Genomic DNA, 24,523 nt, shown 5'->3' with positions numbered 1-24,523 from the left:
CCGATTTTATATCTATCTATCTTTCTTTCTTTTTGAAAAACCAAACGATCGTTTCGTCCCGTTTTAGGTCCGGTAGTAGAACGGTTTCATAGTGGTTTTTATCCGGAAGAGTTAGGAAAACGGGTCGATTTAGTTCCTTTTCGAAAATGGACAAGGCGGAATCGGGCAATAACTCGTCCCCTTTTTTGAAGTTCGATTTTCCCGCTCGTATGATCAGTACGGGTGAAGTTATCGAACGATATGGAAGAATTTTATTTTTTTTGAATATTCTAAAACTTGAAATCGGATTTTTTATAAAACGTAGTGGGATGTCCTCCGCTTTCATTTCGCCGCCCATGTTGACGAGTTCGGATCGTATCACCCGGAGCGGAATGTTGCAGCGGTAGACTTTTTCGCCGTTTTGGTCCGTGGTTTCCTCGAGTTCGTAACGCAAAAACGCCTCCACGTCTTCGTTCCAAGAGCCTAAAATAGGAGAATTTTTCGCCAGCTGAAGATATTCTTCCGGTGAGGAAAAGTTTCTTCCGAGACGTTCGAGGGAGGTCCGAATCATTCGCAGGTTAGAAAGTTTTCGAAAAACGGAAATTTTTCCTCCTCCGTCAACGAGACAGAGTTTTTCGGTTCGTTCCGGATAAAGTTTTGCGAACGTGAGCGATATCCAACATCCCAAAGAATGGGCGAGGAGATTGACTTTCGAAAGATTCAGATGATCGATGATTTTTAGTATGTCCTCGGCGTGTACTTCGTGCGAGTAATCCGTTTCGGGTTTCGAGGAATTTCCTCTTCCTCTGAGATCGTAAGCGATGACCGTCAGACCTTGTCGCATTAAATTTCTTGCTAACGGCGCAAAGTTCATAAGATTTCCGGTTAATCCGTGGATGCACAGAATCGGAGGCGGAGAACCTTTCCCAACCGGTAAAGGTCCGTAGACTTCTGCGGATATCGTCAAACCGTCTTCGATCGGAACGTGTAACGATTTTGTAATATTCTTCGTGACGGATTCGGGAACGGCTTTGTTCATTCTTCCGATATTTTCGCTTCGAATCTTTCCAGCAAGCCTCTTAATTCCGTTTCGATTCCGAAACGAAAGCAAGAATGGATAAAAGGGATCTTTTTCCCAATTTGACGGCTTGGTATTCACCGTCCTCCGATTTTCGGATCGAATACGGTAGTTAGGACACGCCAAATCCGAAAAAGCGGGTAGTTAACTTTTATCCTTGCGGATCGAGCTCTACGATCGATGCGAGTTTTCCGTTTCGAGCGCCTTTCGGTTTTTTTAGGAAAATTTCCGGGGAACTCTCTTTTGTGGAATCGTACTCACGTTACGTATATTTTATATTCAAGAAACATAAAGCATGTATATTCCTTGGAATAAGCCTACCAAGGCGCCCAAGACGGATCCGATGAGGATGAGCACGTATTCGTCTTCTTGAAAGGCCGAACGGAGTATCGGCTCGAACTCCTCCGGCGGAAGGTCCTTCATCCGCTTGAACATATTGTTTTCGATCGACATGGCTCTCCCCATATACGTTTCGAGTTTATAGGAGCTATCGGCTAAAGAATCGGAAATCCGTGCGATTACCTGTTTTTTGGCGGTTTCAAATTCGGAGTTTTCGCGTCCGTTTTCCGAATCCAATTTTCCTTCGAGATGAAGGCGTTCGACCTCCGCTTCGATTTCGGCTTGTATCGTTTCCACGAGAGAACGGGCTGCGCGTTTGTATAAAATCTCCTCGAGAACGTTTCTCGCCGTCAAAACCTGAGTAGCGAATACGTTCGAATATTTTTTGGAAACGTCCTCTTGTCGTTTTAGAAACAACCCCCGGTAACGCAGCGGTCCGATTTTTTTCTCGTATAAAGGACGAAAGATCATGGTGAGTGCGACCCAGTTCGTGACGTAACCGACGATAACTCCTTGAACGGGCAAGGTCCACCAATGCGGAAAAAATTTCCAGGCGAGAGCTTGCAGAATTCCCATCGCTCCTCCCAAATACCATCCGCAGTGTTCGATGAATTTGAATTCTTTGGAACCGACTTCCTGAAAAATATCCACGATCCGTTTTACGTTCGGTCCGGTTAACTTGCGTAATACGAGCGATTTGAAGTTGAAAACGCTCGATACGTTGGACTTCACTTGTATCATAATATTCTTAACCGTATGTTCGCTTTTTTTGCGGACTTCTTCGATGATTTTCGCTTCCGTTTCCGTTTCCAGTTTGGAACGCAATGCCGGATCGATATGATGTATGATTTCCGAGGTCGCCTCCGGAACGAGTCCGTTTAATACGGGTTGGAATTCCGCTTCGAGTTGATCCGGGTCCACCTTGGAAAAAAAATCCTCCACCTTGATCAAACGCTCGGTCATGATATTTACGGATTTGAGGGCGAGTTTTTGCGACTTTCTGGGTACAATTCCTTGCCATCCCAAGTAGGGAGGAATTCCGACGAATTCCAACGGATAAAAGGTCATTTTGAGGGCGATCACGTTGGTGAACCAACCTACAAAACCGTATGTGATCGGCATCAGTAAGATCCCGAATAGTTCTTTGTGGGCGGTAAAAAGTTCCATCTTATTTCCTGTAGCGTTCGTTATAATTTTCGGTTCTTGCACTTTGGCTCTTCCGATTCGGTACCGCAAATCTTTTTTTCTAACAATTCGAATAAAAAAACGAAACTAGAATGCGTTTTTTTCGATTTCGAATGGATTTCACTTTGGTTCCGAGTTTGACTGGTCTTCGAAATTTATCATTTGGTTTGCAGAATTATAAATTTCACAAACTGAAGAGGCGTCTTATTTCGCGGATTTCTTCCCGGCGGATGCCTTCTCAACGTGGAAACCGGGTGCGAAAACCTCCTCCAACGAACGTTCGGATAGAAATCCTGTTTCCAACGGGACCGTCTTTGAAATTTATTTGCGGTCCGCATAAGCGTTCGTGAAGGAGAGAATCCTACGAGCGAGATGTTTTCTTAAGACCTTCGAGAATTTTTCGATCCGTTACTTTTGCAACGGGTTCGGTGATGGAAGTTTTCGAGTTTCGGTTGCAGCTTGTGAGTTCGAGTTGGATCGTTCGTTTTCGAGTTTTCCGGTTCTTCGAGAGGGAATTGTATGAATTCGAAGGATGCGAAACTTACATACTTGCGATCGGATACGTGGAACATCTCCTCCGATTCCGCTTTGGAAGCCGAAATTTCTTAGGAAATATTTGATAGAATTTGGACCGGACTCGTTCAAAGCGGACGACTTCTTTCGATCGACGCGGAAGTTTCCGAAAGACGCGTCGAAAATTTTTCTATGTCTTTTTTTTCGTAATCGAAGACGGAAACGATCGTCATTCGTAATGATAAATTCAAAAAATGGAATATAGTCTTCGTCTTTTTAGTTCGAAGTGGATTCTAGTTCCATCGACGGGGATTTGATCCGGAAGGTAGATACGATTTCCGGGAAACACAACTGGATCCGAACAAGCTCCTGCATTTCTTAGAACGTTTGATACGACTAAGTCTTTCGTTTTGTTTCGTGCGTTCCATACGGCTGGGTTTCGCAACGCTTTTCGAAACAACAGGATCCGTTTTCCTTTTTTCGAAACTGGGCGGTTGTGGACTGCAGATGTGGAATCGTTCGATCCGAGCCGACGCAAATACGGGATCGTTTGTTCGAAATTCGGAATTCCAGAAATTCGAAAATATGGAAATACGAAAACGGTTTCGTTCGTAGGAAAACAAAAAAACGAGCGGGTTGGTTTCGTTGGGAGCGGATCGAATTCCTATCTTGTTTTGGCACACTTCTTTTTTGCCTCGGCAAAAGGAAGCTCCTTTCGGATTGTCTTTTCCGAGAGGGCAAGTCCGACTTTTTACAGGCGATCGATTGCGGAACCTGCTTGCATTATTTAAACTGGGATTTACACTCGCATTTCGGGAAAACTTATGCAACATACGAAAGAAGAAATTTTAAAGCAGATTTATCTCTTTTCCAATTTTACCGAAGACGAGTTGGCCTCGATCGCGGAAAAAACAGAATACAAAGTATACGAACAAGGGGATGCGATCTTCCACGAGGGAAACGAAGCGAAGGCTTTTTTCGTCGTGATTTACGGAACCTTAAAGGTTCTTACTGCCACTGAAAAAGGGGACGACGTTAACGTAACTACGATCGCCACGGGGGATCATTTCGGTGAGTTGCCCTTTTTGGATCCGGGAAAACGGTCCGCGTCCGTCGAGGCGATGGAACGTTCCGAGCTGCTCAGGATTCCTTACGACCATTTGAAATCGGTATTCGACAGGGATTCCAAAGCGGCGTTAAAGTTTTATCAAGAAATTTCCCATTTTCTCGCCAAACGTCTCCGTATGTTGACGCACGATTTGACGTATGCGAGAGAATTAAGAAAACGATATACGATTTGATCCGAAGTCCCTCGCCCGGGACCGACGCTTTTTCGCTCCCAGTTTACGTAAGGAGACCTAGAATGAAATTCGAGCTTTCTTCCTTCCGATCACGGCCTTCCTTCGGGAAGGTTTTTCTTTTTACCGCCTCCGTCGTATTTTTTTTCTCTTCCTGCACGAACACGCTCATTCAATCCGGTCTTGCTTGGGAACACTATCGCTCCGATTTGGAAACGAAAACCGTCGTAGCGGACGGCTATCGATGGAAGTATTTGGAAGGGGGAAAGGGGGAGACCATCCTTTTGATCCACGGCTTCGGAGGGGATAAGGATAATTGGACTCGTTTTGTGAGAACGCTGACCGATTCGTATCACGTGATCTCGCCCGATCTTCCCGGTTTCGGAGAAAACGACCGTAAGCCCGAAGACGAGTATTCCGTTTCCGCACAGGTGCTTCGTCTGCACGGGTTCGCTTCCGTTCTGGGTTTGAAACGTTTTCATCTGATCGGGAATTCCATGGGAGGTTTTATCGCGGGAATGTATTCGATCCTTTATCCGGATCAGGTCGTTACGCTCGCGTTAGTCGATACCGCCGGGGTGAATTCCCCGATTCCGAGTGAGTTGTCCGGTTATCTGTCCCGGGGAAAAAATCCGCTCGTCGTGGAAAACGAAAAAGATTTCGAGTTTCTGATGAATTTTATCTTCGTTAAACCTCCGTATATTCCGTTTTTCTTAAAGACTTATTTTTCCGAACGGGCGATCCGAAGTAGGGAATTTAACGAAAAAATCTATCGGGAAATTCGGACCGAGTTCGGATCCTTACAGGAAAAGATGAGCTCGATCCGCGCCAGGACGTTGATCCTTTGGGGGGACTCGGATCGTGTAATTCATGTTAGTTCCTCGGAAGTTTTACATAAGGGAATTTCCGGTTCGGTGCGGGTAATACTCAAGGATTGCGGTCATAGCCCTCAGTTGGAACGCCCCAAAGAATCAGCGGAAGTCTACAGGAATTTTTTAACGGGAAACCTCCGCCGATTCGAACTATGAAGTGAACAAATGTGTGATCGTCGATTCTATGTCGGCGATTTGGACCGGTTTGGAGATATACGCGTCCATTCCGGCTTCGATACATCTTTCCCGGTCTCCTTCCATCGCGTTAGCCGTCATCGCGACGATCACCGGTCTTCGTATCCTATCGTTTTTCCGGATCCGTTGAGTCGTTTCGAAGCCGTCCATTTCCGGCATTTGTATATCCATAAAAATGAGATCGTATTCCCTTTTTTCAAGATGGGAAAGGGCTTCTACCCCGTTCAACGCGGTCTCCGCGGAATATCCTAGTTTGGTCAAAAGTCGGAGCGCTATCTTCTGATTGATGACGTTGTCCTCGACGAGTAGTATCCTCAACGGAATGTCCTCCGACAACTTTTGTTTCCCGTTTTCGGATCGATTTTCTCCGATCGTCTGGACGGGAAACGCCTTTTCGAAGTTTTTCGCCAGTTCGTCCAAAAGGATCGGTTTAAACATCATAAAAATCTTAAATCCCGGCCGATTAAAAAGTCCTTCCGTCGCGGTATAGTAGGAATTTCTAAATTCACTTTCCATAAACAAGATCACCGTTAGACGGAGATTCGGATTGGAGTTTTTGAGTTCGTCCAGGATTTCGGGTAACGTCTTGTCGGGGAGATCCAGATCCGTGAGAAAAATTCCGATTCTTTCCTCTTCGGAAACGATCCGTACCACGTCCGCTCCCGAACGCGCGATCCGTACGGAAAAACCGCTCCGTTCGCAGAATTTTTTGATTTGTTCCCGCAGTGATACGTCCCGTACGGAAATGAGCGCGAGACGCGCCAGATTTTTGGAATGTAATTCCTGGATTCCCGCGGGAACCTTGTAATCCAATTTTTCGGTCAGGATCGAAAGGGAAAATTCGGAACCGCGTCCGACTTGGCTTTTGACGATGATTTCTCCTTTCATCAATTCAGCCAATTTTTTACTGATGGTCAGACCCAATCCGGAACCGCCGTATTTCCTCGTCGTAGACGAGTCCAACTGATTGAACGCCTTAAACAATAATTCCAGTTTTTCTTCCGGTATTCCGATTCCGGTATCCTGAACGCGAAAGATGAGACGGAGTTTGTCGTTGGGAAATTTTTCCGCTTCCACGTTTAAGGAGATTCTACCTTTTTCCGTAAACTTGATCGAGTTCCCGAGAAGGTTCATCAAGATCTGCCTCAAACGAAACGGATCGGCGACGATCCAGTTCGGGACCGTGGAAGAAAGTTTGAATTCTATCTGAAGTCCTTTTTCTTCCGCCATCGAACGGAATAGTCCCACGACGTCCTGCGATAAGGCGGATGCGGAAACGGGTTGCGGTTCCAATTTGAGCTGGCCGGATTCGATCCTGGAAAGATCCAGGATATCGTTTAGAAGTATGAGAAGATTTTGTCCGCTGGATTTGATGATGTCCACGTATTCCTTCTGTTCCAAACTCAGAGAAGTTCCCTCCAAAAGGCTTACCGTCCCGATCACTCCGTTGAGAGGAGTTCGAATCTCGTGGCTCATCATCGCGAGAAAATCCGTCTTGGCCTTGGACGCGGCCTCCGCGATCTCCTTGGCACGCTTTAGAGAATCCTCATATTCCTTTCGCTCGGTGAACTCGTGCCAGACCGCGAGGAAAACAGTTCTTCTGCGGAGGGTCATCGGTGTAAGCGTTATTTCGGCGGGGAACAATTCCCCGTTCATCCGTTTGTACATTCGTTCGAAGGTATAAGATCCTTTTTTTACGGCCCGTTCTTCGGTCTCTCGAACGTTTTCCTGAACCGGGCTTCCGTCCGGTTTCAGTCCGGACGAAAAAGAAGCGGGATGTTTTCCCAAAAGAAGGTTCTTGTCCCTGCAACGAAGCATATTCAACGCGGCGGGATTACATTCGAAAATTCCGTTTTCGTCGTAGAGTACGTGGGGTTCACTCGAATGTTCGAAAAGGATCCTGAATTTTTCCTCGGCGAGTTTTTTTTCCGTGATGTCCACGGATACGGCGCTCACTCCGGTGATTCGTCCTTTCGGGTCCGCGATCGGGTAGAAGGAGGTTTCGGAAAATACGGTTTCTCCTTCTTTTTCTCCCGGTCTGGTTCCGTTTACGCTGAAACGTTCCCCCGATAAGGCGCGGTCGTAAAAGGATTTCCAATTCCGTATGTTTTCCTCGGAAACGTTTTCCGGAAAGATGGATCTTCCGGGCTCCAACGTAGGTCCGTAGTATTTTTTCATCACGGTCTCGAATCTGGAATTGTATATTATAAGTTTGTAATCTTTGTCCACGGACCAGATGAGCGCCTCAGAATTTTCGATGATCGCGTTCAGATTGGCCTCGTGTTCCGCCAGGGATTTTTCGGCTTGTATCTTTTCGGTTACGTCCTTGAGCTGAACGAGAAGGATTCGATTCCGAGACGAGGAAAGGATCCGGAACGAAAGATTGGCCCAAAATTTCTTTCCTCGAAGGGTTTGTAACTCCGCTTCCCGAGATACGTTTTCCGTTTCGGTGAACTTCCGTTTGAGGGTTCGATACGATTCCTCGAAGGAAAGGTCTGCGAATAAGGAAGGAAAGGTTCTGCTACGAATCGATTCGGCGGATTCCACCTCGAAGGAACGCATCGCGGTGGCATTGTGGTCCAGGACAACGTCCGATTCCGGATCTAAAAGAAGAATCGCGTTCGCGGACTTTTGAAAAAGCATCGTCCTCAATTCCGGATCTTCCGAAAAAAGGCTCGGGGTTTCCGATTCGGGATTCGTCGATTCTACCGAAAAAAGAAGCAACGTTTGGCGATTCCGAGAAGGAACCGATCGAAGACGCAGCCGAACTACGTCCCCGTTTTTTTTTGTATACGGTATCGTTTCGATCCGTTCGGATACGGACGCTTTTTTCCAAAAGGAATTCCAACGTTTCGGAGTTTCCCAATTCCATTCCGCAGGTGATAGGTTTGCTTCCAGGTGGGAGGAAAGTTCGTCCATGATTCCGGTGAAATTCCAATTCACTCCGGTTCCGGATTCATCCAGAAGAAGATAATTAAAATCCGATTGTATACGGTTCATTCGTTTCACTTTACATCGCTAAGACGACTGTTTAGAATTTACCGGATTCAATCTTCGAACAAGCAAAATAAAATGGAATCATAATCTTTTGATAAAACGATACGGGCGATAGGAACTCGTTTGATTGACTTTCCGCCGAAAACCTCTACTATGCCTGTAACATCGCTTTACCATGGAATCCAATACGGTCACAGACGAACGATATCAAATGCTTTTCGAACTTTCCCGGGACGGACTCGCGATCCATTCGGGAGGGAAAATTCTTTCGGCCAACAAGGCGCTCGTACGAATGCTCGGTTACGAATCCGCGGAGGAATTGATCGGAAAGCCGGTGCTTCAATTCGTTCATCCGAGGTCGCAGGGAGTCGTTCGAGAAAGGATCCACAAGATGAACCGCGAAGGTTCCACGGTCGGTTTGATCGAGGAGGAATTCGTCCGCAAAGACGGCTCCACTCTTTTTGTGGAGGTTTTGGCGACCCCGTTTTCGGAAAACGGAACACCCTATGTTCAAGTGATCGTCCGAGACGTGAATTCGCGCAAACGCGTGGAACTGGAGCTCGAGCGGCTCCGTTCCAAATTGCAGATCACAAGGGACAGACTTCTCGGCGTGATCGAAGGGACCAAGGACGCGATTTGTGCGGTGGATATCCATTTTAGAATCATCGCTTTCAACTCTTCGTACGAACTGATCTTCTGGAAACTATACGGTAAAAAAATCGAGGAAGGCAACGTTCTTCCGGAACTGATCTCCGATCCGATCGAAAGAGCGGTCGTGATCGAAAATTGGAGCAGGGCCCTTCGCGGAGAAGTTTATACCACCGAACGCACGTTACGCGGTCTTGTTCAAGAAGTGGCCGTTTTGGAATTGAGCCACAGTTCGATCCGGGATTCCACCCACAATCTCATCGGAGCGACACAAATCATCCGGGATATCACCGAACGCAAGTTAGACGAGGAAAAACTCAGAAAGACCCTGGAAGAAAAGGAAGTGATGCTCAAGGAGATCCATCATAGGGTCAAAAATAATCTGCAGATCGTCGCGAGTCTGCTCGGTCTTCAGGCGGATCATTCCGAAAACGAAAGGATATCGCAGATTCTTAAGGAATGCGAACGTCGGATCCAATCGATGGCGTTGATCCATAAGGAACTCTATCAGTCCGATAATATTACGAAAATCGATTTTTACGATTATCTAAACACTCTTCTCGTCAGTCTTCTGCATTCCTTCGGTAGGGAAAAGAGGGTGAAGTTCGGGGTTTCTTCGAAGCCGAATTTCGTATCCATTGAAACGGCTATCCCCTTGGGTTTGATCGTGAACGAACTCGTTACAAATTCCCTGAAATACGCTTTCCCCGACGAAAGAATCGGAACCGTTTCCGTAAAACTTCGTTCCGGCGCGGAAGGTTCCGTGTTGGAGGTTTCGGACGACGGGGTCGGAATGCCGCGAGGTTTCGAATTCTCCCAATCGGAATCCTTAGGGCTCAAACTCGTGGAAATTCTTTCCAGGCAGCTACGCGGAAAATGTGTTCTGGTTCCGAACGAGAACGAGGTCGGCACCAGGATTCAGATTCAATTTTAAGTTTAAAAACACTTGTCCAACTTCGCTTCGAAACCGAACCTGCATCTGTCTTATGAATCTCATATCCGTCGATAAAATCTCCAAAGAGATTGGGGATAAGGTCCTCTTTCAACGAATCAGTTTCGGTATCAACGAAGGCGAAAAGATCGGAATTCTTGGAATCAACGGTTCCGGAAAGTCAAGCCTTCTGAAACTTCTCGCGGGTAAGGATGTTCCCGACGAAGGCCAAATCTTAAGAAATAAAATTCTGCAGACCAGCGTTCTTCCTCAAGCGCCGGTTTTCGATCCCGATCACACGATTTTAGAACATATATTTTCCAGCCCCAGCCCGCTTTTGGAAACGGTTCGTTCTTACGAGGACGTTTGTGAACGTCTGCATTCCGGCGGTCCGGAAGTCGAAGCCGAATACGGAAGAATCATGCAGGAAATGGACCGGCTCGGTGCCTGGGAACTCGAGTCGTGGTTCCGTTCTTTGTTGAAGGAATTGAACCTCTCGGATCTTTCCTTAAAAATGGGAACCCTTTCCGGCGGAATGTTGAAGAAGGTCGCGCTCGTACAGACCCTCATGGAAGAATCCAATCTGTTGATTTTGGACGAACCCACCAACCATCTCGACGTGGATACGATCCTATGGCTGCAGGATTTTTTGATAGAAACGAAGAAGTCGGTTTTGTTGGTCACTCACGATCGTTATTTTTTGGAGGAAGTGACCGATCGGATTTTGGAATTGGAAAACGGAAACCTGTTTTCGTTTCCCGGGAACTTCGCTTATTATTTGGAGAAAAAAGCGGAAGCGGAAACCATCAAAGAGAAAACCGAACATAAGGAAAAACGCTTTTTAAAAAAGGAATTGGAATGGCTTCGTAGACAGCCGAAAGCGCGGGGCACGAAACAAAAGGGACGGACGGACCGCGCCCTCGAAGTGTTGAATCGAAAAAAATCCGGCAAAGAGATCGTTTTGGACTTTTCGGTTTCCGGAAGACGTTTGGGAAAAAAGGTTCTGGAATTGAAAAATCTTTCCAAAAGTTACACTTCTCCTTTGATCTCCAACTTCTCCTATACGTTCAAAAACGGGGAACGGATCGGGATCGTAGGTCCCAACGGCGCGGGTAAATCCACTCTACTCAATTTGATCGTCGGAAGGGAAACCCCGGATTCGGGGGACGTTAGCGTTGGGATGAACACCTCTTTCGGTTACTTCGATCAGACTTCCCGAGATCTTCCGGAAGATATGAGAGTTATTGAATATATCAAAAAGGAATGCGGAGTTTCGGTACGCATGAGCGACGGTTCCGTGATGAGCGCCGCGGATATGCTCGAACTTTTCCTTTTCGACGGACGTCTACAGGCCAGTCCCGTTCGGAATCTCTCCGGAGGGGAAAGAAGAAGATTGTATCTCGTCTCGGTTCTCATGTCTAACCCGAACTTTCTGATCCTCGACGAGCCTACCAACGACTTGGACATCAAAACGTTGTCCGTTTTGGAGGAGTTTCTTTCCGAATACGGAGGTTGTATCCTCGCGGTTTCCCACGATCGTTATTTTATGGATAGGACCGTGGATTATCTTTTCGTTTTCGGAGGAGGGGGGGAGGTAGAAAAATTCCCCGGAAACTATTCAGAATATTTGGAATATAAGAATTATCTAAATAAGCAAAAGGACAAAAAGGAAATCTCGACCGAAACCAAATCGGAGGAACGGGAAAAGAACAGACCCTCCAAAAAAGGACTCAACTTTCAGCAGAAAAAGGAGTTGGAGGTTCTCGAATCGGAGATCGAATCCTTGGAACGGGAGGAAAAAACGCTCACGGACCGTTTACAATCCGGAACGGGAACCCCGGACGATCTCGTAAACGCGGGGAATCGCCTTTCCGAAATCCACTCCATTCTGCCCGCAAAGCTGGAACGTTGGGAGGAATTGCAGAATTTGATTTGAGCCGGTCGTTCCCGGTTTCAGAGACAAACGCCGTTGTATTCGAAGGCTCCGATCGAATATCCGAACGAACCCGCCGGAACCGGAGCAGGTGCCACGTTAGGCGTCCTTATCGTTCCGAACAAATCGTTCTGATACAACACGTTGATCGCGGGATACGCCGGATCGATTCCTCCGAACACGGATCTACAATTCGTGTTCGTACCCAAAAAGTAGAACGTGAACGGATTGGTCGGCGGTAAAAAAACAACCGGATGGCTGAAGTTTTGTACGTTGACCGGCGCGAGATCCAAAAGACAAAGCCCGTTTCGTAAAGGCCCCGGATTTCCGGCGCATAACGTCGAATTAAAGAGCGGTGTTTTGGCCAATATAGTACACTGAAATAAATTGTTTCCTTTTACTTCCAGATTCACACTCGGTGCCGGAGTGAAATTCATACAGACCTTGTTTCCGGTAGCGCCGGGATTGGTAAATACCTGATTGTTCGCTATTTTTGCCGCGGACGCGGATCCGAGCTGCTGGATTCCGAAAGAATCGTTCGTTCCAACTCCTCCGAATATCGTGTTGTGCAAAAAGAAAAGGTTCGTAGAGGAACTGTTGAGGGTTAAAATTCCAGAGGTTCGAAACGCGGTCACTCCGGTGGAGCCGATCTGTTGATACGAGTTGACCACGTTATTCGAAACCGCAAGGGTTTGCGCCCCCGCAAGATTTCGGATCAGGATTCCGATCGAATGATCGGCGGCGCTCGTACCCGAATGGGAGTTGCCGTTGACCCAGTTGGAGTAGATCGCCCCTTCGGATGCGTCCGCCAGAATTCCCGCGGATACGCTGTTTCCGCTTCCCGCCAAAACGTAGTTATACGCAATCAAAAGATTGGGTCCGGAATTGTATGCCGCGATGCCGGATCGAACGGTCCCCGCCGAATACGGAGCCGAGGACGACGTACCTTCGATTCCGTTGTTTGCGACGACGGCTTGGAAGGCGGCGGTCGTATTCAAATTATTGAATACGATTCCAGTCGCCCACGCGTTGTTCGGATTTGGCCGGACCGTGATCTGATTGATGAGAATATTGGCGGTCAACGTCGCCAAAGGTGCTCCCACGTAAATCGGCGCACATGTGGTCGGTTCCGTTGCGCCGCAATTTCCGGGAGGGGACAGATCCTGGACGGTCGTTTTGAACGAGTTGGAATTTCTTTGCGAAAAATCGTTGCTGAACGCTCCGAGGAGATTGACCCCATCCCTGAGTTCTATCCTTTGTGTTGCGTTATCCGAAACCGTGTATGTACCGCCGGCCACTAATACGAAACAAGGAACTGCCGCACACTGATTGATCGCGTAACGGATCGAAGAACACGGTGTCGCCAGGTCGCAGGTTCCCGCCGGAGCACCGGTCGTGGTCACGTATTTTACTTCGTTGGCCACGGTATAGGTGAACACGAGAGGATTTCCGTTGTTGAATTGTTTGCCCGTATTCGGATCGAAACAACCTGTGATCCGTACGTATCGATTTAATCCCGCCGCCCAAGCCCCTCCCGAGGAGATCCGCACTTTGTCGATGGCCGTAAAACCCAAGTTAGACGCCGGATGTGAGAATTTCAGGTTTCCCGTAGGTACGTCGGTTCCTTCCAAATTACAACCGGCGACTTCCTTGGAGAAGGTGAGATCGATATTGTCCGCGGGTTTGAGAACGGTCTGGTCCACAGGAGTGGATACGATCACGCTCAAACAGTTTACGTTCACTGCGATCCCCGGGGAAACCATCGTACCCGAGGAGGAGGCGACGGTTTCGAATTGGCAGGTATGATTTTCCGGACTTCCCAAAATCTGAAGCGAATAAGCGGATTGATCCGGGATCTGCGCGGAGAAAGAATACGTTCCGTCCGATGTAACGTCGAGAACGTCCGTATTTCCGCTGCGTATCTGTAAACGTCCCGAGGAGGAGGAAGCGATTCCGAAGACGTTTACGGAAAGGGGATACGTTTTGGTCGCGCAGACGACTTCCACATAGGAAAAGAATGGAGTGAGGATTCCCGACGGATTGGTTATCGAACAGATTTTTTCCGGAGACGCGATCGGTTGATTTAGGATGGAAACGTCGTAAAAGGAATATCTTTGGATCGGATCGCGGAAGCTGAAATTTCCGTTCGAGGTTATATTCAAAGTTTGCGAATTTTGGTCCTGTAAAACGAGAAGACCTCCGCTCATTCCCGATACGTTTACGTTTAACGGAAGAGGAGTCAGAGATATGGAAAAAAAATTCGAAAAGATATACGTATCCAAAAGGCCTTCCCCGGAGGGTTTGGCGATACAACTCTGGAACGTTAAAAGAAAAATCGCGGAAAAAAAGATCCGGGAGATTTTTCCGTTGGTAGGGAGGATCGTTTTCACGGACAAATCCTATTCTATCGAAAGGATTCCAAACTTAAAAGAAAAATTTCAACCCGAACTCGATCGAACTCGGAAAAATAATTTCTTGACCTGACCGGGGACCGACTCGTAGGTCCGAGGTTCCCGTTTTCAAATAAGGAACTACCTTCGGTTCGTCGGCGGACAAGGACGTTTTAGAACTGGAAGGTCCAACGAATGCCGCATCTGACACATTCAATAGATAAAGAAACGCTAAAATTCCCAAGGACAGATTGAATTGATTGTATTCCGCGGTGGCGTGCGAGTAGTTCGATTCCACCTGCAAATAGTTGTATGTGGCAAACGGAAGAAACGCCGGGTTGTCCAATAAAAGAAGGGCGCGATTGAGGTTTTTACTATCGTCTAACGCGCCTAAGCTGGAGTTGTATTCCGAGTATTGTTGAGAGGAATACGCGATCGCACCCGCGATCAAAATAGGAAAGATCCAGGATTTGTAGGTTTTTTCCTGCGTATTTTGTCCCCAACCGGGTAACACGGAAGATTGAAGCGCCGGTTTCCAATGCATGAACGAGCCGGAATCCCGGTTTTCCTTTTCCGCTTGTTTTACGATTTCGGCGAGTTGTGTTTCGGATTCCGCAAGAACGAGAAACCCTTTTTTCGCGGTTTTTTTGTTTCGGGGATTTTCGAGAGAGAGAGTATAACTTCCGTTTTTAAGATCCAGGCCTTCCGTTTTGATGCGGATTTCTTTGGCGCTGACGAATTCGTATTCCGGTTTGATCGTTTCTCCCGACGGCAGAAGTAGGGTGACGTTCATCGCTTCGGTGAAGTTGTCGCCTTTTACTACCAAGTGAGATCCCAGTTTTTCCCGGAGAAGACGCAGGTTCGAATCGGGTTCGACCACCGGGGCGCGGGAAAGTACCACTTCGAAACTGATCCAATCCGAAAACACGGAAACCCTTCCGAATTTATTCAAAACTCCGATCCTATGTTCGTAGACGCCCGGAGAAAGGTTCACTTCGTATTTGGTGTTTTTGGTTTTTTCCCTGGTAATCCTTCCGTGAGAATCCTTGATTTCCACCATATAACCGCCCGCTTCGGGAACGGATTTCCATTCCAGATATTGATTTTCCTCTTCCGCGTTTAAAGAAACGAAGACGGTTAGGAAACAGCAGAACAGGAAAATTCGATAGGCTCTATTCCACATAAATTTCCTTAGGCGATAAAATTTCCGGCGGTCGTATCGTCTTATTCAACTTGATTTCGAAATTGCGGGAAACGGGAATCGTATATTTCACCGCCCCGTTTTTATCCTTGTAACGCGCGGTGATTCTCCACTGGAATTTGCCTTCGTCCAAGATCGAAAAATCCTTAAACGAAAAGGAATCCGTTTTGAGTTCTCGTTTGAGGAGGGTTTTGGCTCCTCCTTTTTCCCTCAACTCCAAAAGTTCGAAGGTGATCGTGTCGTTTTCACCTTCGACTTCCCAACGGAAATCGATACTTTCCCGATTGGAGATATCGATCGATTCCTCGGGAGCGGGGCTGCTTTGGCTGAGGAAAGGAGCGTTGTCCGAAGTCTGGAAGGATTGAATCTGACTCGTCAAAACGTTCTCACCTTGGCTTCCCAACAGAGAAACCCTCCAGTAGTATTGTCCTACGACGGGAAGCGAAATCGTTCCCATGGATGCCCGGAATGTTTCACGGATCACGTTTCCCGTGAATTCGGAATTCTGCGCTACCTCCAATCGATATATACCGGAAGGTTCCGGTCTTTGCCAGCGAAACGTCAATTTACGATTGGAAGGATGTCCCAACTGCTGATTGGAAGCGGGAAACAATAGATCCAAATTTTCCAGAGCGAGCAACTTGAATTGACGCGAAGCGGAAGAAAACACTTCACCCTCTTTGGATTGTGTTTTCACCCTCCAATAATACGCGCCTGCGTTTTGCAGAGGAGGGGAAACCGAAGAGGTGGAGCTCGTCTTTTTGGAGACGATCGGATTTTTAAAATCCGAATCCTGTGCGATTTCCAAAACGTATTCCTTGAATTCGGAAGATCCCGACCATACGAACAATCCTCCTTCCTTGGAGAATTTGCGGAGCGAAATCTCTTCCTGTTCCGCGGGACGTTTGAGAACGGGAGGTTCCGGTTTTTCCAATCTGCGTACCGAAAACGAAACCGGTTCGGACACGGAAGCCTTAAGATCGTTTAGGGAAAATTTAGGAGTCACTCGGACGAAAAAGGTTCCTTCCTTGGTTTTATCCCAACGATATAAGGATCCCTGCGTTTCCTGCGTAAGCACAAGATCCGAAAAGGATTTGTCTTTCGCGATTTCCACCGTATATCCTTTGGCGAAATCCACGATGGTCCATTGTACGGTTACGCTCGGTTGGACGGAAGTGAATTTGAATTCCTCCGATTTGGAGGGAGTAAAAACGGAAGGTTTCAAATTTCCTAATATAGTTAGGGAGCGTGTTTCGCTGTATTCCGGTTTTTGAGTGGCGGGATTGATCGCCGTAACCCTCCAAAAATAGGTTCCTTTTTCGAGGGATTTGTTCGCCGCAGTCGAATTGGATTTGGTGCGAATCACCTTTTTCGAAAAACTAGGATGCGCCGAAATTTCCAGGACGTAGTCACGGACGGATTCCACCTTGTTCCAGACGAAGGAAACTGGCACGGAAGAGGTTTCGCTTTGGAAAAATTTTCTTTCCGGTGGAGAGGACAATCCTATGGATAAGGAACGGATTTCTGACTTTCCGTTTTTGAGTTCGATGGCCTGGTTGTTGGTCACGCTCGATTCCTGATCTCCGGAAACGACCTTGGCGCTTCCCTTGGAGACCTCCAAATTGAGGGCTTGGTCCTCCGATTTGGAAAGTTTCAAGTCTCCTTGACTGACGGCGACCGTAGCTCCTCCGCTTTTGATCTTTAGCTCGGTTCCGCTTTCCTTGTTGGCGGAAACGGATCCGTATGCGAAGTCGATGGACAGGTTTTTGTCGGAGAAGTCCAAAAAGATCATACTTTTCTGATCGAGTTTGATTTCGGTTCCGTCGTTCAGAACGAGTACCGCTTCGGAACCGTCGTCCGTACGTACCGTGTCCCGATTCATTACGGGCATCGAGGTTTCCATGTCCTCCCAGACCACTTCGGAATCTAATTTTCTCTGGGCCTTTTTGTTCTTAAAACGGAGTTCTCCGATGACCGGATTGGTTCCCGTCTTTCTTCCGGAAAACAGATGAAAGTATAATAATATACTAAATAGAATTCCCAGACCGGCGAGTACGGTGACTACGTATTTTCCCTCAGTCAAGTATCTCATACTTAACTTCTTCCCCCGGCTCGGACGACTTGTCCGCCTTATTCTTCGGAGGTTCCCATTCGATTCCGATCCTCGTCCGGAGTTCGGCGACGGTTTGTGGACAATTCGGATCGTCTTTTCTGCCCAAAACCGCGTAGATCACCTGCGGTTCTTCCTTTCCTTTCACTTTGATCGATTGCATTTTTTCCACGTGGAAAAATTCGGAAACGTGGTCGTACATATCCTGCGTTATGAGAATGTCCGTGCCGAACGGTTTATTCAACGCTTCCACACGGGAAGCGAGGTTTACCGCATCTCCGATGACCGTGTATTCCAGTCGTTCCTCGGAACCGATCTGACCCGCGATGACTGGACCGTAGTTCAAACCGCATCCGATTTTGATGATGGGCTTTTTGTCTCCGCCCCTACCTTGGTTGAAACGAAGCAACGCTTCCCGCATCATCAAGGCTCCGGTCACCGCGTTTTCCGCGTCTTGGTTGGAGGTCTTTGCTGCGCCCCAAGTCGCCATGATCGCGTCGCCTATGAATTTATCCACGATACCGTGCGTGTCGTTCACACAACGCACCATTTCCGTCATGTATTCGTTTAGGAACTCGACCACTTCCTCCGGTTGGAGTTTTTCGGAAATGGAAGTGAAACTACGGATATCGGAAAAGAAGATCGCACACATTTTTCTTTCTCCGCCGAGTGTGAGTTCCTGTTTTAAAACCATCTCGGCGATTTCCTTGTTTACGAATCTTCCGAGTGCGTCCTTGACCTTTTCCCGTTCTTCGAGACCCTTGCCCATGTCCACGAAGTAGTCCGTGAGAAGTCCGACTTCGTCTTTCGTGGTGGATTTGATTCCGATCTTAAAATTACCGCGGGCGATTTCCGTGGTCGCATGCAAAAGACTTAATATAGGTTTCGTGATGGTGCGCGCAAAGAAAAACACGATGATCAGAGCGAGACAGAGGGCGATTCCCATGATCAGAATGTTTGTCTTTTGGATCCGATACACCGCTTCGAAAGCCTTGTCTTCCGGAACGATGGAAATTACGGCGCCTCCTCCGAAACCGAGTTTCTGAAACGAACCGAACCAGGCCTTGCCTTCCTTGTCCTTGTATTCGATCTGTTTGGTGTTTTCCGAACTGTTGATCATGGATTCCACGATCGGAAGAGTCAAAAAATTGGTATTGGACTGGAGCAGTTTCGGATCGGAATGTGCGATGAGGTCCCCTTCGCCGTTCACCAAAAACACTTCGGAAATGTCCTGTTTTTGAAACGCGCTCAGAAATTTTTCCAAACGAAGCACGAGCACCAAAACCTTGGCGTCGGGGCTCGAAGAGGAAGGGATCGAGAGCGCGAAGATCGGTTCCTTGAACTCAGCGCTGAGGTTTTCGAACTTCCCGCCCGTGGCGATCGACTTCTGGATCATGTTGGGACGGGAAAGAATGAGGTCGGTGATTTCCTTGGGTTGCGATTTGATTTCGCTGAAATACGGATCGTTGAAGAATTCGTTGAGAACAACAACTCCTCCGTTTCCGTTTTGGATCATTCCCGCGTAGATGAAGTCCGGATCGTTTTGAAAAAAGATATCTGCGAAAGCGATTCCCGCCCGGCCTTGGTTGAGAGCCCCGGCGATCTGTTTACCGTTGGAAAGGATATCGTTGATATCGGTTTTGATCTTTAAACCGAGTATATTCACTAAATTTAAATTGTTTTGGAGCACCCGGATTTCGGAATCACCGCGAAACGCGGAGGAGGCGAAGAAGATGATCGTCGATACGGTTACCGTCATCAAAAGGGAGATCACCGCCATCAATTTGATCTGAAGGGGAAGTTTGGTTTTTGCGACCGAAGTGGATTTCGTAGAAGAAGGATCGTTTTCCGAGTCGGCTGGTTTTCTCGTTTCCTGTTTCGGTTTCGCGGGAGCAGAAACGGAAGTCTGCGTTTTGTCGGGAGAAGAGGCGACCGGAACGGATTCGGATTCTACGGGAGCAATCGATTGGATGGAGTCGTTGGAGGACGGATTTACGGAAACGGAAGCGTTTTCCGTAGAAGCCGGTAGTTTGTTTTCCGGGCTCGGGTTTGTCGTAGAAACAATCGGCTCCGAGGATTTCGTTTCCGGCGAAGAAACGGAAGAAGCCGGGGAAACGGAAATTTCTTTCGGCTTTTCGTGATCTTCCAAATGGTCGATTTCCACCGCGTCGATCGCGGAGGAACGAAACGAAAGCGGGGAATCCTTTGTTTGCGAATCGATCGGAACCGCGTTGATCTTGGTAAGACTGTCAAACCCCGGTTCGTATTGGATTTTGTATTTTTGAACCGGTCGTTTGCCTTCCCGGATCAGTTGTGTAGAAACCGAAAACTCGCCTCCCGTGGATTCGTTTTCCGGAAAACCTTCCCCTTTCCTGGAAAGAAATTTCCGGAAAATCGAAGGATCGGTTTCGGGAACGGAATAGCCGAAACGGGAAATCCGATCCGAAAGTTCCCGTTCCTCCAAATGTGGATCGGAGGAAAGAAGTAATTTCCCGAGGATCGAAGGAAATCTGGATTCTACGTTGGGTTCCACCAGAAAAAGAAGATTTCCCCGTTTTAAAAATCTCTGAATTTTCTGGTAGGCGGAATAGATGGAGTCGTTGGTTTCCGGACCTGAAGGAATTACGATGGAAAGTATGGAAACCAAAGGATTAACGGCGTCTAACGTATCCCGCTCGAATCCGGGGGTTCCGGCGATGACGCACACGGTGCCGATGTCTTTTTTATTGATTTCGTCCAATAGAATCGAGACGTCGGTTTTACCGTTTTTATGCGCTTCCGAAATAAAAATCAGAGCTCCGGAAGCTCCGAACGGAAGATAACGAGGATTGGTTTCTAACATGTAAGATTGCTCTATGATCCAAGAAAAAAGAATTTGATTTTAGGAATATTCTAATTTGAACCGGATCTCTCCCTATTATAAATATAAGTTTCGAATTCCTCGATTTTGTTCGATTTTCTTAGGAAATCGCTTTCTGCTATTATATACTTTCGGAAAGTGGAATCGAATTCTTAAAATAGAGGAAAAACCTGCTATGGCAACTGCGGTATTTAAGACAAATTTCGGAAATTTTTCGGTCTATCTTGACGAGGAGAAGGCTCCTATTACGGCGGGGAATTTTATCAAACTCGCTAAAGACGGTTTTTACAACGGTCTGACCTTTCATAGGGTGATCAAAAATTTTATGATTCAAGGAGGTTGTCCGATCGGAAACGGGACCGGCGGGCCCGGATACAAGATCCAAGACGAGTTTCACAAAGACCTACGAAACGAAAAATATACCTTGTCGATGGCGAACGCAGGACCGAATACGGGCGGATCCCAATTTTTCATCAACGTTCGCGATAATTTTTATTTGGACAATCGACACGCAGTGTTCGGAAAAGTGACGGAAGGAACGGAGATCGTGGAGAAAATTGCAGAAACCGAAACCGGATTTCAAGACAAACCGGTACAAACCGTTACCATCGAAACGATCGTCGTTTCCGAATAGATTTTTTTCTTTTGAGCCGTTTTCGGGATCCCGGTTTACAAAGCGGCTCAAAATTGTTTCCTTTCTCGAGGAAACCTGTTTCTTTCTTTCTATTTCTTCCAAAAGTTTCTCTTTCTATAAAGTTCTTCCGATACAACCGCTCCGCTGCTTCCTTACATTTGTCTTTTTCAAAATCGAGAGTAGGAAACTATAAATCGGAGTCTTTTCTTTCCAAAACCGGGTGGGGACCAATCCGGTAAAATTCTAACCCTTTCGGATTACGGAATCGATTCCGTAAAATCGAATTCATATAAAAGAATATTCTAAAATTTATAGGTTGTAAAAAACCAGGATTGACAATTCGGCCGGAATCGTTACTTTTTTACGTCAGAATTTACATTCTTCTAATGATTTCGTTTTATAATATGCTTATAAGGAATTTTCGTTCGTGATTCGGGAGGAGTATCGGATTTTGTCCCATTTGGAGGCGCCGATCGCGTTGTTGGACGGGGACGGATATCTGCGTTTTTGTAATTCCTCTTTCCTGATTCGGTTCGGACAAACACAAGATGCGGTTTTCGGCAAAAAACTGGAGGAACTTTTACTTCCGGGTTCCGTCTTTTCCTGGAACGAATTCAAAAAAAATAAATTAGAAAAATATAAAGTAACCGGTGTACCGGATTCTTTCGGTTCCCTTAAAGCCGTTTCCGGAAGGTTGATTCTTTTAGAGGACGGACAAGAGGTCCTTTTGGAACTCGAGAGGGAAACGGATCCGGAAAAAACGAAACGGATTGCCGCGGTCATATCGCGTTTGTATCACGATTTGCAGGAGCCGATCCGCAATCTTTCTTCCTTTTTAAAGCTGTTGTCCGACCGTTATTCCTCTTCGATGGAACCGAAGGCCGCGGAATTTCTCGGTATTTCCCTACAAAGCGCCGAACGTCTCTGGATGCGTATTTCCGGACTGTTGCGTTTTTTGCGTCTCGAAAAAAGAACGGACGTCTTTCGTAGGGTTTCTTTGGAGAACGTGTGGAAGGAAACCGTACGGCAGACGAGAGAAAAACTCGAGCAGAACGGGTTTGTAGTTTTGGTCGAAGGCAAACTTCCCGAGGTGAACGGGGATTTCGATCTTCTCGAGGAATTGTTTCTGCAACTGGTCCACAATTCGATTCGTTTTAGAAAAACTTCGACCGGATCGGAACTGAAACTCGTTTGCGAAGAACAGGGTTCGTTTCATAAAATTTCCGTGAGGGACAACGGCATCGGCGCCGATCTGAAAGGAAACCGTTCCGTTATCATATTCAAAAAATATCATGAATTGGAAGGGGACGATCGTCCCGGTACGGGGCTGTTCTTCTGCGAAAGCATCGTGGATCTTCACGGAGGAAGATTGGAAATCGATTCCGAGCCCGACGAGGGATTTACGGTCGGACTTTTTTTTCCTAAAATTTCAGGAACGGTTAGAACTTCGAGTGATAGTGAGTGATTGGCATGTTTAAAGATTCCTTCTCCGTCCTTTTGATCGAGGACTCCAACGCCGACTTCCGTTTGATACAGGAATTTCTGGGTGAATCGCATAGTCCCACGTTCCGCATCAGCAGAAGCGATAATTTTTACAACGGACTTCTGTTACTTTCCGCGGACAGACCGGATCTCGTCCTGTTGGATCTTTCTCTGCCCGATTGTGCGGGTTTGGAAGCGCTGACGGAGATCAAAAGTCGGTTTCCCCAAATTCCGGTGATCATCTGCAGCGGCGCCGAGGATAAGGAGATCACGGTGAACGCGCTTCAGATCGGAGCGCAGGATTACGTCTTTAAAGGAAAGTTCGATTCCTTTTCGCTGAGTCGTTCCCTTATGTTCGCGTACGAACGCAATCGTCTCGCTCTTGAATTGGAAAAACGGAACGTATTCGAACAGGAAAGCGAGGAACGATACAGATTGTTTTTCCAATACAATCCACATCCTGCGTTTTTGTTCGATCACTCCGACTTGAATATTTTGGAAGTCAATCAGGCGGTTCTTGAAAAATACGGATTTTCGGAATCGGAACTTCTCGGAAAAAACATACTCAATCTTTTTCATCCGGAGGACAGGAACTCCGCAGAGGAGGAGATCCGTTCCTTCGCGTTCGGAGTGAATAAAACTTCTTCGAGCCGTCATGAGAAAAAAGACGGTTCGATTCTTCTGACGGAAAACACGGTATATAAGTTCCGATTCCGCAATCAGACCCTCGGTTTGGCGGTGGTGACCGACGTTACGGAAGCCGTCCGTAACCGCGAATCGATTTTGGCTTCCTTACTTGAAAAGGACACTCTCATTCAGGAAATTCATCATCGGGTTAAGAACAATATGCAGATCATGGTTTCGCTTTTGAATCTGCAAGCGGATAACGCGATGACTCGGGAACTTACCTCGAAGGAACTTTACGGTTTGCTAAAAGATACGGAAAGCAGGGTTTTTTCTATGGCTCTCGTACACAACGAACTCTATAAGTCACGGGATCTTTCCCACGTCGAGTTCGGAAGTTATCTGAATATGCTTTTGCAGAATCTCTGGAACTTATACGGAGTCGGCGAGAACGTAAAACACGAAATTCAAGCGGAGGTTTTGCAACTAGACATGAATACGGCGATTCCTCTGGGGCTGATCGCGTGCGAACTCGTGACCAATGCCGTAAAACACGCGTTCGGTGAATCGGGAGGCGGTAGGATTTCGATCCGGGTTTTTCGTAAGGAAGACGGGATCCGCGTCGTTATCGAAGACGACGGCAAGGGAATTCAGGAGGATTGGTTGGCACAACATCCCGACACGCTGGGGCTTCAGCTCGTAAAGATTTTGAGTAAACAGATCGGAGGGGATTTCGAATTGGAAAATCTCCGTCCGGGAACCAAGTTTACGATTCGGTTCCCGGAACAGGAGAAAGAGACAGGAAGTTCGAGTTAGATCTTAAATCTTTTTACCGCAACCTTTCATGGAGGGATCGTAGGGATTTCGTATTTTGTCCCCCGACGCGATCCATTTCTTCTTTACCATCGGGCAGTAGAAGACGTGAATTCCGGTAGATTCATCTTTTTGAATATACTCCTTCAGCGATTCTGCCAATTCGGAATAGGCGTTTAGACGATCCGTTTCGTTTTTAGCGATCGTTAGTTTTTGCGCCGCCTGAAATGCGGGAAGGAGGGTTTTATCCCTTGTTACTTCCTGTTGTAAGGAGGCTACCAAAGGTTCCGCGTCCACTTTCGTTCCCTCGAAAAAGGAAAGATGGATCCGGTCCAGAGCCTTCAATACGTCCGGTCTCGTCGGCAGTATGGATTTCGCTTCCGCAAAGCCGGTCCAAAGGATCAAAGTCAAACCCGCAAAAATCAGATTCCGTCTCATACG

Annotated in this window: 15 protein-coding genes; 7 read left to right on the top strand and 8 right to left on the bottom strand. The window is 47.2% G+C overall.

Annotated elements, in window-relative coordinates; genetic code table 11:
• Positions 1–16: 16 nt before the first annotated feature.
• Both EHQ17_RS02930 and EHQ17_RS02925 read right to left on the bottom strand, forming a co-directional pair.
• Entirely contained in the window at positions 17–1,018 is a 1,002-nt protein-coding gene (locus EHQ17_RS02930) for an alpha/beta hydrolase (RefSeq protein WP_135595463.1), read from the bottom strand.
• Between the two features lie 318 nt (positions 1,019–1,336).
• Positions 1,337–2,563 carry a DUF445 domain-containing protein gene (locus EHQ17_RS02925; RefSeq protein ID WP_135595464.1) on the bottom strand — a complete coding sequence of 409 codons (1,227 nt, stop codon included), beginning with the start codon at positions 2,561–2,563 and terminating at the stop codon, positions 1,337–1,339.
• A gap of 1,355 nt (positions 2,564–3,918) precedes the next feature.
• On the opposite strand from EHQ17_RS02925, the gene EHQ17_RS02920 reads away from it, so the two are divergent.
• The gene (locus EHQ17_RS02920; RefSeq protein WP_135595465.1) at positions 3,919–4,395 is read left to right on the top strand and encodes a Crp/Fnr family transcriptional regulator; all 477 of its coding nucleotides are present in this window, start codon (positions 3,919–3,921) and stop codon (positions 4,393–4,395) included.
• A 62-nt stretch (positions 4,396–4,457) separates the two neighbouring features.
• Positions 4,458–5,420, top strand: a complete 963-nt coding sequence (locus tag EHQ17_RS02915) for an alpha/beta fold hydrolase (RefSeq protein WP_135595466.1) — start codon at positions 4,458–4,460, stop codon at positions 5,418–5,420.
• Here the strand turns inward: EHQ17_RS02915 and EHQ17_RS02910 are convergent.
• Positions 5,415–8,459, bottom strand: coding sequence for a response regulator (locus EHQ17_RS02910; protein WP_135595467.1), 3,045 nt, complete (start codon positions 8,457–8,459; stop codon positions 5,415–5,417). The genes EHQ17_RS02915 and EHQ17_RS02910 overlap by 6 nt on opposite strands.
• Positions 8,460–8,631: 172 nt before the next feature.
• Here EHQ17_RS02910 and EHQ17_RS02905 point away from each other — a divergent pair, with 172 nt between their 5' ends.
• Together EHQ17_RS02905 and EHQ17_RS02900 are read left to right on the top strand one after the other, a co-directional pair.
• Positions 8,632–10,038 carry a sensor histidine kinase gene (locus EHQ17_RS02905; protein WP_135595468.1) on the top strand — a complete coding sequence of 469 codons (1,407 nt, stop codon included), beginning with the start codon at positions 8,632–8,634 and terminating at the stop codon, positions 10,036–10,038.
• A gap of 52 nt (positions 10,039–10,090) precedes the next feature.
• Positions 10,091–11,971 carry an ABC-F family ATP-binding cassette domain-containing protein gene (locus tag EHQ17_RS02900; protein WP_135595469.1) on the top strand — a complete coding sequence of 627 codons (1,881 nt, stop codon included), beginning with the start codon at positions 10,091–10,093 and terminating at the stop codon, positions 11,969–11,971.
• Positions 11,972–11,988: 17 nt separating this feature from the next.
• Here the strand turns inward: EHQ17_RS02900 and EHQ17_RS02895 are convergent, their stop codons facing one another.
• The 4 genes from EHQ17_RS02895 to EHQ17_RS02880 are packed head-to-tail and all read right to left on the bottom strand — an operon-like array spanning position 11,989 to position 20,511.
• Complete coding sequence (locus tag EHQ17_RS02895; protein ID WP_135595470.1) at positions 11,989–14,358, bottom strand: hypothetical protein; 2,370 nt, start codon at positions 14,356–14,358, stop codon at positions 11,989–11,991.
• A gap of 34 nt (positions 14,359–14,392) precedes the next feature.
• Positions 14,393–15,541, bottom strand: coding sequence for an LIC11435 family protein (locus EHQ17_RS02890; protein WP_135595471.1), 1,149 nt, complete (start codon positions 15,539–15,541; stop codon positions 14,393–14,395).
• Positions 15,531–17,651 carry a FecR family protein gene (locus tag EHQ17_RS02885; protein WP_135595472.1) on the bottom strand — a complete coding sequence of 707 codons (2,121 nt, stop codon included), beginning with the start codon at positions 17,649–17,651 and terminating at the stop codon, positions 15,531–15,533. Before EHQ17_RS02885 ends, EHQ17_RS02890 begins: the two co-directional genes overlap by 11 nt.
• On the bottom strand, positions 17,635–20,511 hold the full coding sequence (locus EHQ17_RS02880; RefSeq protein WP_135595473.1) for an adenylate/guanylate cyclase domain-containing protein: 2,877 nt from the start codon (positions 20,509–20,511) through the stop codon (positions 17,635–17,637). Before EHQ17_RS02880 ends, EHQ17_RS02885 begins: the two co-directional genes overlap by 17 nt.
• A gap of 193 nt (positions 20,512–20,704) precedes the next feature.
• Between EHQ17_RS02880 and EHQ17_RS02875 the strand changes: the two genes are divergently transcribed.
• The 3 genes from EHQ17_RS02875 to EHQ17_RS02865 all read left to right on the top strand — a co-directional run bounded on the left by EHQ17_RS02875 (position 20,705) and on the right by EHQ17_RS02865 (position 24,085).
• On the top strand, positions 20,705–21,163 hold the full coding sequence (locus EHQ17_RS02875; protein WP_135595474.1) for a peptidylprolyl isomerase: 459 nt from the start codon (positions 20,705–20,707) through the stop codon (positions 21,161–21,163).
• A gap of 451 nt (positions 21,164–21,614) precedes the next feature.
• Positions 21,615–22,628 carry an ATP-binding protein gene (locus EHQ17_RS02870; RefSeq protein ID WP_135595475.1) on the top strand — a complete coding sequence of 338 codons (1,014 nt, stop codon included), beginning with the start codon at positions 21,615–21,617 and terminating at the stop codon, positions 22,626–22,628.
• Between the two features lie 5 nt (positions 22,629–22,633).
• Positions 22,634–24,085 carry a sensor histidine kinase gene (locus tag EHQ17_RS02865; RefSeq protein WP_135595476.1) on the top strand — a complete coding sequence of 484 codons (1,452 nt, stop codon included), beginning with the start codon at positions 22,634–22,636 and terminating at the stop codon, positions 24,083–24,085.
• A gap of 3 nt (positions 24,086–24,088) precedes the next feature.
• Here the strand turns inward: EHQ17_RS02865 and EHQ17_RS02860 are convergent, their stop codons facing one another.
• Positions 24,089–24,520 (bottom strand): LIC13259/LIC11441 family protein, encoded by a 432-nt coding sequence (locus EHQ17_RS02860; RefSeq protein WP_135595477.1) that lies wholly within the window; start codon positions 24,518–24,520, stop codon positions 24,089–24,091.
• Positions 24,521–24,523 lie beyond the last annotated feature (3 nt).

This window comes from Leptospira gomenensis (assembly GCF_004770155.1).
In the GTDB taxonomy this organism is placed as follows: Bacteria; Spirochaetota; Leptospiria; order Leptospirales; family Leptospiraceae; genus Leptospira; species Leptospira gomenensis.
This window is presented reverse-complemented; position numbering and strand designations above follow the sequence as displayed.

Bases quoted from the DNA above. Each gene is read 5' to 3' on its own strand.
- EHQ17_RS02925 (WP_135595464.1), bottom strand. From the start codon at position 2,563: ATGGAACTTTTTACCGCCCACAAAGAACTATTCGGGATCTTACTGATG.
- EHQ17_RS02860 (WP_135595477.1), bottom strand. From the start codon at position 24,520: ATGAGACGGAATCTGATTTTTGCGGGTTTGACTTTGATCCTTTGGACC.
- EHQ17_RS02865 (WP_135595476.1), top strand. From the start codon at position 22,634: ATGTTTAAAGATTCCTTCTCCGTCCTTTTGATCGAGGACTCCAACGCC.
- EHQ17_RS02910 (WP_135595467.1), bottom strand. From the start codon at position 8,459: ATGAACCGTATACAATCGGATTTTAATTATCTTCTTCTGGATGAATCC.
- EHQ17_RS02890 (WP_135595471.1), bottom strand. From the start codon at position 15,541: ATGTGGAATAGAGCCTATCGAATTTTCCTGTTCTGCTGTTTCCTAACC.
- EHQ17_RS02920 (WP_135595465.1), top strand. From the start codon at position 3,919: ATGCAACATACGAAAGAAGAAATTTTAAAGCAGATTTATCTCTTTTCC.
- EHQ17_RS02930 (WP_135595463.1), bottom strand. From the start codon at position 1,018: ATGAACAAAGCCGTTCCCGAATCCGTCACGAAGAATATTACAAAATCG.
- EHQ17_RS02905 (WP_135595468.1), top strand. From the start codon at position 8,632: ATGGAATCCAATACGGTCACAGACGAACGATATCAAATGCTTTTCGAA.
- EHQ17_RS02875 (WP_135595474.1), top strand. From the start codon at position 20,705: ATGGCAACTGCGGTATTTAAGACAAATTTCGGAAATTTTTCGGTCTAT.
- EHQ17_RS02900 (WP_135595469.1), top strand. From the start codon at position 10,091: ATGAATCTCATATCCGTCGATAAAATCTCCAAAGAGATTGGGGATAAG.
- EHQ17_RS02880 (WP_135595473.1), bottom strand. From the start codon at position 20,511: ATGTTAGAAACCAATCCTCGTTATCTTCCGTTCGGAGCTTCCGGAGCT.
- EHQ17_RS02885 (WP_135595472.1), bottom strand. From the start codon at position 17,651: ATGAGATACTTGACTGAGGGAAAATACGTAGTCACCGTACTCGCCGGT.
- EHQ17_RS02915 (WP_135595466.1), top strand. From the start codon at position 4,458: ATGAAATTCGAGCTTTCTTCCTTCCGATCACGGCCTTCCTTCGGGAAG.